Origin of the sequence: Burkholderia lata, from assembly GCF_902499335.1 — a bacterium.
GTDB classification, from domain to species: Bacteria; Pseudomonadota; Gammaproteobacteria; order Burkholderiales; family Burkholderiaceae; genus Burkholderia; species Burkholderia lata_B.
Genome location: NZ_CABVQK010000002.1, coordinates 760978 through 772311, shown reverse-complemented (window position 1 = coordinate 772311; position 11334 = coordinate 760978). Strand labels below are relative to the sequence as shown.

Below are 11334 nucleotides of genomic sequence, written 5' to 3'. Positions count from 1 at the left end.
TGCAGCGTCCACGGCACGTTGCCGCCCATCAGCTTCTGCTCGAGCCCGACCATCAGCGTGCCGAGGTACAGGCCCTTGGCCATCCACTGCTTGAAGTTGCGCGCGCGGTACAGCTCCGTGTACAGCCACGACTGCTTGAAGGCGTCCGGGTACGCGTTGAGCTCGTCGCTCTGGCGGCCGGCCTGCACCGCGTCGAACGCGGCGTCGGCCGCCAGCATGCCGGTCTTGATCGCCGCGTGGCTGCCCTTGATCCGCGAGGCGTTCAGGAAGCCCGCGTCGTCGCCGATCAGCGCGCCGCCCGGGAACACCGTCTTCGGTAGCGACAGCAGCCCGCCGGCCGTGATCGCACGCGCGCCGTACGACACGCGCTTGCCGCCTTCCAGGAACGCGCGGATCGACGGGTGCGTCTTGTAGCGCTGGAATTCCTCGAACGGCGACAGGTACGGGTTCGTATAGCCGAGGCCCACCACGAAGCCGACCACGACCTGGTTGTTGTCCATGTGATACAGGAACGAGCCGCCGTACGTATCCGACTTCAGCGGCCAGCCGGCCGTGTGGATCACGAGGCCCGGCTTGTGCTTCGCCGGATCGATCTCCCACAGTTCCTTGATGCCGATCCCGTACGCCTGCGGATCCGCGTTCGCGTCGAGCTTGAACTTCGAGATCAGCTGGCGGCCGAGGTGGCCGCGGCAGCCTTCGGCGAACAGCGTGTACTTCGCGTGCAGCTCCATGCCGAGCTGGAAGTTCTCGGTCGGCTCGCCGTCCTTGCCCACGCCCATGTTGCCGGTCGCGACGCCCTTCACCGAGCCGTCGTCGTTGTACAGGATCTCGGCGGCGGGGAAGCCGGGGAAGATCTCGACGCCCAGCGCTTCGGCCTGTGCCCCCAGCCAGCGCGTGACGTTGCCCAGCGAAATCACGTAGTTGCCGTGGTTCTGGAAGTTGGCGGGCAGCGCCCAGTTCGGCGTGGTGACCGCGCTCTTCTCGGACAGGAACAGGAAGCGGTCTTCCGTCACCTCGACGTCGAGCGGTACGCCGCGTTCCTTCCAGTCGGGGAACAGTTCGTTGATCGCGCGCGGGTCCATCACCGCGCCCGACAGGATGTGCGCGCCGATCTCGGAACCCTTCTCGAGCACGCACACGCCGATCTCGGTGCCTTTCTCGGCGGCCAGCTGCTTGAGCCGGATCGCCGCCGACAGCCCGGCGGGGCCGCCGCCGACGATCACGACGTCGTATTCCATCGATTCGCGCGGGCCGTATTGCTCGATGAGGCTTGCGGGGGTCATTGGCGTTCCTCTAACCGTTAGAATGCTTTTATTCGGGAGCGTATTGTCTGCGAAACGAAACGCTTGCCGCAACAGCATGCGGCTAGATTAGCACGATCGTTCTATTTTCGTGCTAGGGTAATGCCGTTCGGGCCATGCTGCCCGTGGCGGCGAAACGACATCGAAAGGGGAAGTGCAAATGGGTCGGTCGATCAATCTGGAAGGCAAGGTTGCGCTGGTCACGGGTGCGTCGAGCGGCCTCGGGCAGCGCTTTGCGCAGGTGCTGTCGCAGGCCGGTGCGAAGGTCGTGCTCGCGAGCCGTCGCGTCGAGCGCCTGAAGGAGCTGCGTGCCGAGATCGAGGCGGCGGGCGGTGCCGCGCACGTCGTGTCGCTCGACGTCACCGACGTCCAGAGCATCAAGGCGGCGGTCGCGCACGCGGAGACGGAAGCCGGTACGATCGACATCCTCGTGAACAATTCGGGCGTCTCGACGATGCAGAAGCTCGTCGACGTGACGCCGGCGGATTTCGAGTTCGTGTTCGATACCAACACGCGCGGCGCATTTTTCGTCGCGCAGGAAGTCGCGAAGCGGATGATCATGCGCGCGAACGGAAGCGGCAACGGCAAGCCGCCGTGCCGGATCATCAACATCGCGTCGGTGGCCGGGCTGCGCGTGTTTCCGCAGATCGGGCTGTACGCGATGAGCAAGGCGGCGGTCGTGCAGATGACGCGCGCGATGGCGCTCGAGTGGGGGCGCCACGGGATCAACGTCAACGCGATCTGTCCGGGCTATATCGATACCGAAATCAATCATTACCTGTGGGAAACCGAGCAGGGCCAGAAGCTGCAGTCGATGCTGCCGCGCCGGCGCGTCGGCAAGCCGCAGGATCTCGACGGGCTGTTGTTGCTGCTCGCGGCCGACGAGTCGCAGTTCATCAATGGCTCGATTATCTCCGCCGACGACGGCTTCGGCCTCGCCTGAGCGGATGACATTCAGCAACAAAGAAGACTGCAATGAGCGATTATTCCCCCGTTTTTGAGATGTCGATGCCGATCCGCTGGGGCGACATGGACGCGTTCGGCCATGTGAACAACACGGTCTATTTCCGTTACATGGAGCAGGCGCGGATCTCGTGGTTCGAGGAGCTGGGCATCGCCGGCGGTAACGGCGAGGGGCAGGGGCCCGTCATCGTCACGGCGTCGATGGAGTTTCTCAAGCAACTGCACTATCCGGGCGACGTGATCGCGAAGATGTCGGCTGCGAAACCCGGCCGCAGCAGCTTCGACACGGGTTTCGAGCTGACGCGCGCCGACGATCCGCAGCACGTCTACGCGCGCGGCAATGCGCGCTGCGTGTGGGTCGACTACGCGCTCGGCAAGTCGGTGCCGCTGCCCCAGTTGCTGCGCGACACGATCGAGCGTGCGCTCGCGACGAAGGTCGGCTGAGCGTCGAGTCGGCGAGGCCGGCGCCAGGCCGCCGGTGGCACGCCATGCCCGTTGTTTCCCGAATCGGCCGCCATGCGCAGCCGATTGTCGTTCGGACGCCGTCGTTCACTGCCCGAGCAGGCGCTGCAGCAGCTCCGGCGTATTGTTGGTCCCGTACTTGCGCATCAGCCGTGCGCGGTAGATGTCGACCGTACGCGGGCTGATGTCGAGCACGCGCCCGATCTGCTTGCTGGTCTTGCCGGTCGCGAGCTGCGCGGCGATCTCGCGCTCGCGCGGGGTCAGTTCGACGGCGACCCGGCGCGTCGCGCTCAAATCCTCGAAGGTCCAGACGCCCGCCGCAAGCGGCGCGGTGCGATCGAGCGCGCGGCCGGTGACGTGGCACCAGAACAGCTCGCCGCCCGCCCGTTTCATGATTCTGTCATCCGAGTAGATGCCGTTCGCGGCCATCACGCGCGAGATCCGTTCGCCGATTCGCTGGAATTCGTCCGTTGACGGGTAGAGCACCTCGTACGATTTCCCGATCAGGTCGGCCCGCTCGCAGCGGAAGATCGACGCGAGCGCGTCGTTGCAATCCTCGATCACGCGGTCGCGCGACAGGACGAGGCCGAGCGGCGCGAGGTGGAAGGCAGTCTGGTAATCGAGAGCGGGCATGGCGCAGGCAAGCGGAGGCAAACGCTTATGTATTTTTGCGTATTGTGCCGCATCCGCGCCGCATCGTACCCTTTCAGGCATCTCGTGGCGGTTTGCCGCGACATAAAAACAGCGCGCCTCGACGCAGGCATCGCCGTGCATGCATAGAATGATGCGGCGGGCTTGCGGCCCAGGTGGGCGCGTGAACCGGTTTCGCTGGTTTCCATAGAGGAAGGGACAACTGATGAACAAAGTCTATCCAAGCGCGGCTGCCGCGCTGGAAGGGATCGTCCGCGACGGACAGACCTTCGCGGTGGGCGGCTTCGGCCTGTGCGGCATTCCCGAGGCGCTGATCGCGGCGTTGCGTGATTCGGCCGTCAAGGGCATCACCTGCATCAGCAACAACGCGGGCGTCGACGGCTTCGGCCTCGGCCTGCTGCTGGAAACGCGCCAGATCAAGAAGATGATCTCGTCGTACGTCGGCGAGAACAAGGAGTTCGAGCGCCAGTACCTGGCCGGCGAACTCGAGCTCGAATTCACGCCGCAAGGCACGCTCGCCGAGAAGCTGCGCGCGGGCGGTGCGGGCATCCCCGCGTTCTTTACGAACACGGGCTACGGCACCGTGATCGCGGAAGGCAAGGAGACGCGCCAGTTCGGCGATCGCCACTATGTGCTCGAGCCGTCGCTCACGGCCGATGTCGCGCTCGTGAAGGCCTGGAAGGCCGACAAGTCCGGCAACCTGATCTTTCGCCGCACCGCGCGCAACTTCAACCCGATGTGCGCGATGGCCGGCAAGATCACCGTCGCGGAGGTCGAGGAGATCGTCGAGAACGGCGAGCTCGATCCGGACCACATCCACACGCCGGGGATTTTCGTGCAGCGCATCGTGCTGAACGCGACGCCCGAAAAACGCATCGAACAACGCGTCGTACGCGCGAAAGGAGACTGACATGGCCTGGAATCGTGATCAGATGGCCGCGCGCGCGGCGAAGGAACTGCAGGACGGCTTCTACGTGAACCTCGGCATCGGCCTGCCGACGCTCGTCGCGAACCACGTGCCGGAAGGCGTCGAGGTGTGGCTGCAGTCAGAGAACGGCCTGCTCGGCATCGGCCCGTCGCCGACCGAAGACGAAGTCGACGCCGATCTCATCAACGCCGGCAAGCAGACCGTCACGACGCTGCCGGGCTCGTCGATCTTCTCGTCGGCCGATTCGTTCGCGATGATTCGCGGCGGCCACATCAACCTCGCGATCCTCGGCGCGATGCAGGTCAGCAAGCAGGGCGACCTCGCGAACTGGATGATCCCCGGCAAGATGATCAAGGGGATGGGCGGCGCAATGGATCTCGTCGCCGGCGTGAAGCGCGTCGTCGTGCTGATGGAGCATGTCGCGAAGGGCGACCAGCACAAGATCCTCGAGGAATGCAACCTGCCGCTGACGGGTGTCGGCGTGGTCGACCTGATCATCACCGATCTCGGCGTGATCGAAGTGACGCCGTCCGGCCTGAAGGTCCTCGAACTCGCCGATGGCGTGAGCGCCGACGAGATCAAGGCGAAGACGGGCGCACCGCTCGACGTGAGCGCGGTGGGCTGAGTCTTTCGGCGCGAAGCGATTCGCCCCGCATGCCGGCAGGCATGCGGGGCGTTTTCGTTTCCGGGCCGCTGCAGCGGCTCTCCGGAGGTTGCGGCGGACGCGTCAGACGGCGACCCGCAACGACGCGAGGCTGCGCCCGGTTGCCGGCGTGTCGTCGTCGGTGTCAGGCGAGCCGAGCTGCAACGCATGAAACAGGAAGCGCTGCAGCGTTGCGGCCGCCGACGTGCGGTCGCCGGCATCCGCATGGCTGAACAGACCGAAGTCCGCGGCAGGCGGTGTGGGTAGCCCGGCGGCCTGCGGGTCGAGCACGCGCATCGTATCGCCGCGCACGTTCCGGTCGAGCAGCACTGCGACGCCGAGGCCGGCTTCGACAGCCGACTGGATGGCGGACAGACTCGTGCTCGTGCAGACGACGCGCCACGCGAGGCCGGCTTCACGCAGCGCCGTGAACAGTTTCTCCTGCCACGGGCACGTGCCGCCGAATGCGACGAGCGGTAAGGGTTCGTCGCGCGGCAGCGCGTTCTGCGCACGCGCGGCGGCCCAGCGAAGCGGATGGCGCCAGGTGGCGAGCGGTTCGGCCCGGATCAGCGCGGGGTCGCCGATGACGAAGTCGAGCGTATGGGTCGCGAGCCGCTGCGACAGCGAGGGGCTCGAATCGACAACGATCTCGAGCGCGACGCGCGGAAACGATGCCGCGAACTGCCGCAACGCATGCGGCAGATGGCCGACGGCGATGTCCTCGAGGATGCCGAGCCGAACGGTGCCCGAGATATCGCCGGCGTTGAGCGCGGCGCGCGCGGCGAGCCCGACGTTCAGCAACTGGTGTGCATAGGGCAGCAGCACGCTGCCGGCCGCCGTCGGCTTCACGCCGCGCGACGAGCGTTCGAGCAGGCGCTGGCCGACTTCGTCCTCGAGTCGGCGCAGCGCCATGCTGACGGCTGCCTGCGTGCGATGGAGTGCCGTTGCCGCATCGCTGACGCTGCCTGTTTCGACCACCGTCACGAACGTGCGCAGCAGCGTGCTGTCGAGATCGCGGATCATCAATTTTCCTGATGCGAGCATAAGAATTATCAGCTTATATCAAGCGTGCGGCCGCGGTTAGGATCGTCGTGTCATCGACCTGGAGCGACCGAATGAGCGACGAATTGAGCACTGCACGACCGAATGGCGCCGAGCGCGCGTCCTCGTCGTTTGCGCATGCGGTCGCGCCGTTGCTTGCCGTTGCGTCGATGTGCAGCGTGCAACTCGGCGCCGCGCTGTCGCGGCCGGCGACGATCGAATATGGCACGGTCAGCACCACATGGTTGCGGCTTTGCTTCGCCGCACTCGCGCTGGCGATCGTCGTGCGACCGCCGCTCCATACGTATTCCCGGCAGCGCTGGATTGCCGCGATCGCGCTCGGCGGTGCGATGGCCGCGATGACGCTGTGCTTTTTCGCGGCGGTCAGGCGCGTGCCGCTCGGGCTGGCCGTTGCGATCAACTTCCTCGGGCCGCTGGCGGTTGCCACGTTCGGCGTGCGCAAGCCGGCGATGCTGGTGTGGCCGGTGCTTGCGCTGACGGGCGTGCTGCTGCTGGCGCGGCAGGACGGCATGTGGGTGGCGACGCCGGCCGCGCTGATCTTTCCGGTCGGCTCGGCGCTTGGCTGGGCTGCGTACATCCTGCTGATGAAGCGCGTCGGCACGCTGTTCGATGGATTGCAGGGGCTTGCGACGTCGTTGATCGTGGCCGCGCTCGTGACCACGCCGTTCGGGCTCGCGCAAAGCGGCGGCCATCTGCCGGCCGGGCAACTGGTCGATGCCGCGTATCTGGCGGTGCTGGTCCCGCTGTTCCCGTATGTGCTGGAACTGATCGCGCTGCGGCGGATGAGTGCGTCGGCATTCGGCATCCTGATGAGCGCCGAGCCCGCGATCGCGGCGGCGATCGGCTTCGTCGTGCTGGCCCAGCCGATGGGGGCGCTGCAGATTGCCGGCACGCTGTGCGTGGTCGGCGCGAGCATCGGCGCGGTCGTGCAGAAGTGAAGATGAAGTAGCCAGGACGTTCTGGCCATAACAAGCCGGCGCAACGACGGTGCGTTCGCGGCGCCGTGCCTGCAGCCGCGCAATCTCTTTCCTGTCGGTTTCGCGATCTGCACGACGATGCGGCGCGCTTCGGTGCGTGCCCGGATGCCGCACGCGTCGCGTCGGCATCGCCCGGGCGCGGCGGCTTCCTGATGCGGCCCGAGCCGGTCGACAACTGGTTCGTCGGGGCCGAGTTGCCGACCGGCGTGGTCGCGTTGTACGACACCGTCGTGTCGAAGCGCGATCACGTCTTCGACGCGACTCGCGCGCGGTTCCGCTATCGCGGCACGTCGGAGCGCGAGATCGCGCGGGCGATCGGCGCTCCGCTGAGCGGCTTCCGTTACACGCTGGCCGACGCCGCGGTGCCAAGCCGTTGGGGCTGGTCGCGCGATCGCCTGGCGGACGCGCCGTTCGCGACCGCATGGGCGAGGTACGGCGGGTGGCGAGGGGGAACAGCGTGTCGCCGCCCGCCGGTTTCTTTCTACCCGGCCGAGCATGAAGTACGACGCCCGATTTGCCGGTGCCGCGTGCGACTCGAGCGCCTGCGGGCGTGATGAACCGACTCGTGATCCGGAACGGGTTTACAATCAGTTGCGTCCCCGCCCATCCTTCGGGCCGGGCCGGCGCACGTCATCGCGTCGCACCGCACCGTTCGACAGGATGCCTCCGATGCCCACTTCTTCCGTGAATTCCTCGATCCCTCGCCAGCGGCGCGTGCAGTGCGCGAGCGCGGCCGGCCTTCACCACGTCGCCTATACCGAATGGGGCGATCCCGCCAACCCGCGCGTGCTGGTCTGCGTGCATGGCCTGACCCGTTCCGGGCGCGATTTCGACCGGCTTGCCGCTGCGCTGTCCGATACGTATCGCGTCGTCTGTCCCGATGTCGTCGGGCGCGGCCAGTCGGACTGGCTGGCCGATCCGCGGCTCTATGCGATTCCGCAGTACGTGGCCGACATGGTGACGCTGATCGCGCGGATCGACGTCGAATCGGTCGACTGGTTCGGCACGTCGATGGGCGGGCTGATCGGCATGGCGTTCGCGGGGCTGCCCGGTTCGCCGCTGAGCCGGATGATCGTCAACGACGTCGGCCCGCGCATCGAACCCGATTCGCTGACGCGCATCGGCGAATATCTCGGCGTGCAGCCGCGCTTTGCGACCGAGCAGGAGGGCATCGACTACCTGACGTCGCTGTCGCTGCCGTTCGGTGCGCTGAGCGCCGACGAGTGGCGCGAGATCAACGGGCCGCTGCTGCGCGAGCTGCCCGAAGGTGGCTGGACGATCCGCTACGATCCGCGCATCGCCGAACCGTTCAAGGCGACGACGCCCGAACTGGCGGCGCTCGGCGAGGCCGCGCTGTGGCGCGCCATCGAGACGACGGACGCATCGCTGCTCGTCGTGCGTGGCGAGACGTCCGACCTGCTGTCGCGCGAGACGGTGGCCGACATGGTGCGTCGCGGCCGGCACGTGACGCACGCCGAGATTCCGGGGGCGGGCCACGCGCCGGCGTTCATCGACGCCAGCCAGATTGCGCTCGCGCGGCGGTTTTTCGTCGAAGGCGGCGCATAAACGCGTCATAATATGCGGTTCGGCGGCACGCGGGCCGTGTCGTCGCCCGAATCTCCATTCACTCACGACCGGAACATTCCATGGCAGTCATTCGTCACCACGTCGGGGCCCGTCTCTCCGAAACCGCGATCCACAACGGTACCGTGTATCTGGCCGGCCAGATCGCCGAAGACACCACGCAGGACATCAACGGCCAGACGCGCGAAGTGCTCGGCCACATCGACCGCCTGCTCGCCGAAGCGAACAGCGACAAGGCACATCTGCTGTCGGTGCAGATCTACATCTCGGATCTGGCGAACTTCGAAGGCATGAATGCGGAGTGGGATGCGTGGGTCGCGCAGGGCAACACGCCGCCGCGTGCGACCGTCGAAGCGAAGCTCGCGGATCCCGCGCTGCTCGTCGAAATCGTGGTCGTCGCCGCGCAGCGGAGCTGAACATAGCCCGACGATGATCGCAATACGCCAGGCCGAGCAATGACCGAGTCCGTTTCCGCATCCCCCGTCGCGGCGCCGTCGTTCGACGACGTGCTCGCGTTCGTGCGCGAGCGGGCCGGTGACGTGCGCCTGTCGTCGGGCGAACTGCTCGCCGATCACTCGGCGGGCACGGCGTCGATCATGCGCACGCTGAACGTCGATCCGCACGCGATGCAGGCAGCCGCGCTGTTCGTGCTGACGCCGCACCTGAGCGACCCCGAGCGTGAACTCACCGAGCGTTTCGGCGACGAAGTGGCACGGCTCGTGTCCGACGTGCGCAAGCTGTTGCGGCTCGGTACCGTCAGCCTGCGTGCCGCGCAGAACGCGGTACCCGACGCTGGGCGCGACGCGGCGGAAGAGCGGCGCACGCAGATCGAGGCGCTGCGCAAGATGCTGCTTGCGTTCGCGCAAGACATCCGCGTGGTGCTGATCCGGCTCGCATCGCGCTTGCAGTCGCTGCGCTATTACGCGGCCGCGAAGATCGACCCGCCGCCCGACGTCGCGCGCGAGACGCTCGAGATCTATGCGCCGCTCGCGAACCGTCTCGGTATCTGGCAACTGAAGTGGGAACTCGAGGATCTCGCGTTCCGCTTCGAGGATCCCGTCACCTACAAGCGGATCGCGAAGCTGCTCGACGAGAAGCGCATCGAGCGCGAAGCGTACGTCACGCAGGCGATCGACCGGTTGCAGCAAGAGCTGGCGGACGCGCACATCCAGGCCGATGTGAGCGGCCGGCCGAAGCATATCTACAGCATCTGGCGCAAGATGCGCGGCAAGGAGCTCGATTTCTCCGAGCTGTACGACGTGCGCGCATTTCGCGTGATCGTGCCGGACATCAAGGATTGCTATGCGGTGCTCGGCATCGTGCACCACCTGTGGCAGCCGGTGCCGAAGGAATTCGACGACTACATCTCGCGGCCGAAGCCGAACGGCTACAAGTCGCTGCATACGGTCGTGATCGGCGATGACGGCCGTGCGTTCGAAGTGCAGATCCGTACGCATGAGATGCACCGTTTCGCGGAGTACGGCGTCGCTGCGCACTGGCGCTACAAGGAGGCCGGCGCGCGCGGCTACGGTGGCCAGTTCTCGGCGAGCGACAAGTACGACGAGAAGATTGCATGGCTGCGCCAGCTGCTCGCGTGGAAGGATGACGTCGAGGACGGCGCGGAAAAGTCGGGCGACAAGGCGTGGGCGCAATTGCGCGAGACGTCGCTCGATGACGACCATATCTACGTGCTGACGCCGCAGGCGCGCGTGATCGCGTTGCCGCAGGGCGCGACGCCGGTCGATTTCGCGTACCACCTGCACAGCGAACTCGGCCATCGGTGCCGTGGCGCGCGCGTCGACGGCGCGATGGTGCCGCTCAACACGCCGCTCGCAAACGGCCAGACGGTCGAGATCGTCGCGGTGAAGGAGGGCGGGCCGTCGCGCGACTGGCTGAACCTGCAGCTCGGCTATATGAAGAGCCCGCGCGCGCGCCAGAAAGTGCGGGCGTGGTTCAACTCGATCGAGCAGGAAGAAAACGTCGCGCATGGCCGCGCGCTCGTCGAAAAGACGCTGCAACGCGAGGGCAAGACGTCGGTCAACCTGGACAACCTCGCCGCGAAGCTCGGCTTCAAGTCGCCCGAGGATCTGTTCTCGGTCGTGGGCAAGGAAGAGTTCAGCCTGCGCAATGTCGAGCACGCGCTGTCCGATGCGCCGCCGCCCGAACCGACGCCCGAAGCACCTGCTGATTTCGAGAAGCGCAGCAGCGGCGCGAGCGTCGCGCACGGCGCGTCGACCGGCGTGCTGGTCGTGGGGGTCGACGCGCTGCTGACCCAGCTCGCGCGCTGCTGCCGTCCGGCGCCGCCCGATCCGATCAGCGGTTTCGTCACGCGCGGCAAGGGGATGTCGATCCACCGCACCGATTGCCCGACGTTCCGCCGGATGGTCGAGCGCGCGCCGGAACGCGTGCTGCAGACGACCTGGTCGGCCGACGTGCTCGGCGGGCGCGGCGCGTCCGTCTATCCGGTCGACCTGATGATCGAGGCGAGCGACCGGCAAGGGTTGCTGCGCGACATCTCCGAAGTGTTCGCGCGCGAGAAGATGAACGTGGTGGGCGTGAAGACGCAGAGCCGCCGCAACGCGGCATTCATGCAGTTCACGGTCGAGGTGTCGAACTCGGCGCAGGTGCAGCGCGCGTGCACGCTGCTCGGCGAGGTGCAGGGCGTCGTGCGGGCCGGGCGGAAGGCATGATGTGGGGCTCGAACCCCGTTATTTTGCTGCGACCGCATAAAAATACTTGCCAAGCGGGTAACGGCTCCATATA

Annotated in this window: 12 protein-coding genes; 9 read left to right on the top strand and 3 right to left on the bottom strand. The window is 66.6% G+C overall.

Translation table 11 applies throughout. The annotated features are described in order from the left end of the window. Nucleotides 1-1283, bottom strand: a 1283-nt coding sequence (locus tag BCO18175_RS07795) for an NAD(P)/FAD-dependent oxidoreductase (RefSeq protein WP_174980100.1), incomplete at its 3' end; no start/stop codon positions are given. Between the two features lie 178 nt (nt 1284-1461). Between BCO18175_RS07795 and BCO18175_RS07790 the strand changes: the two genes are divergently transcribed. Next, on the top strand, nt 1462-2244 hold the full coding sequence (locus tag BCO18175_RS07790; RefSeq protein ID WP_011351770.1) for an SDR family oxidoreductase: 783 nt from the start codon (nt 1462-1464) through the stop codon (nt 2242-2244). 32 nt (nt 2245-2276) lie between these two features. Beyond that, complete coding sequence (locus BCO18175_RS07785; RefSeq protein ID WP_043182542.1) at nt 2277-2708, top strand: acyl-CoA thioesterase; 432 nt, start codon at nt 2277-2279, stop codon at nt 2706-2708. Between the two features lie 105 nt (nt 2709-2813). On the opposite strand, the gene BCO18175_RS07780 is transcribed toward BCO18175_RS07785, so the two are convergent. After that, entirely contained in the window at nt 2814-3359 is a 546-nt protein-coding gene (locus tag BCO18175_RS07780) for a LuxR C-terminal-related transcriptional regulator (RefSeq protein ID WP_174912714.1), read from the bottom strand. Between the two features lie 223 nt (nt 3360-3582). Between BCO18175_RS07780 and BCO18175_RS07775 the strand changes: the two genes are divergently transcribed. Both BCO18175_RS07775 and BCO18175_RS07770 read left to right on the top strand, forming a co-directional pair. Continuing rightward, entirely contained in the window at nt 3583-4287 is a 705-nt protein-coding gene (locus BCO18175_RS07775) for a CoA transferase subunit A (protein WP_043182547.1), read from the top strand. Between the two features lies 1 nt (nt 4288). Beyond that, complete coding sequence (locus tag BCO18175_RS07770) at nt 4289-4930, top strand: CoA transferase subunit B (RefSeq protein ID WP_174912711.1); 642 nt, start codon at nt 4289-4291, stop codon at nt 4928-4930. Between the two features lie 102 nt (nt 4931-5032). Here BCO18175_RS07770 and BCO18175_RS07765 read toward each other — a convergent pair whose 3' ends face one another. Continuing rightward, the gene (locus tag BCO18175_RS07765) at nt 5033-5971 is read right to left on the bottom strand and encodes a LysR substrate-binding domain-containing protein (RefSeq protein ID WP_174980099.1); all 939 of its coding nucleotides are present in this window, start codon (nt 5969-5971) and stop codon (nt 5033-5035) included. Nucleotides 5972-6063: 92 nt separating this feature from the next. Between BCO18175_RS07765 and BCO18175_RS07760 the strand changes: the two genes are divergently transcribed. The 5 genes from BCO18175_RS07760 (at nt 6064) to BCO18175_RS07740 (ending at nt 11261) form a co-directional block, all read left to right on the top strand. Further along, the gene (locus BCO18175_RS07760; protein ID WP_174980098.1) at nt 6064-6948 is read left to right on the top strand and encodes an EamA family transporter; all 885 of its coding nucleotides are present in this window, start codon (nt 6064-6066) and stop codon (nt 6946-6948) included. Nucleotides 6949-7013: 65 nt separating this feature from the next. Then, on the top strand, nt 7014-7541 hold the full coding sequence (locus tag BCO18175_RS07755; protein ID WP_174980097.1) for a hypothetical protein: 528 nt from the start codon (nt 7014-7016) through the stop codon (nt 7539-7541). A 115-nt stretch (nt 7542-7656) separates the two neighbouring features. Further along, on the top strand, nt 7657-8553 hold the full coding sequence (locus BCO18175_RS07750; RefSeq protein WP_174980096.1) for an alpha/beta fold hydrolase: 897 nt from the start codon (nt 7657-7659) through the stop codon (nt 8551-8553). A gap of 80 nt (nt 8554-8633) precedes the next feature. Continuing rightward, nucleotides 8634-8987, top strand: coding sequence for a RidA family protein (locus BCO18175_RS07745; protein ID WP_174969237.1), 354 nt, complete (start codon nt 8634-8636; stop codon nt 8985-8987). 39 nt (nt 8988-9026) lie between these two features. Next, nucleotides 9027-11261, top strand: coding sequence for a RelA/SpoT family protein (locus BCO18175_RS07740; protein WP_174980095.1), 2235 nt, complete (start codon nt 9027-9029; stop codon nt 11259-11261). Nucleotides 11262-11334: the final 73 nt, after the last annotated feature.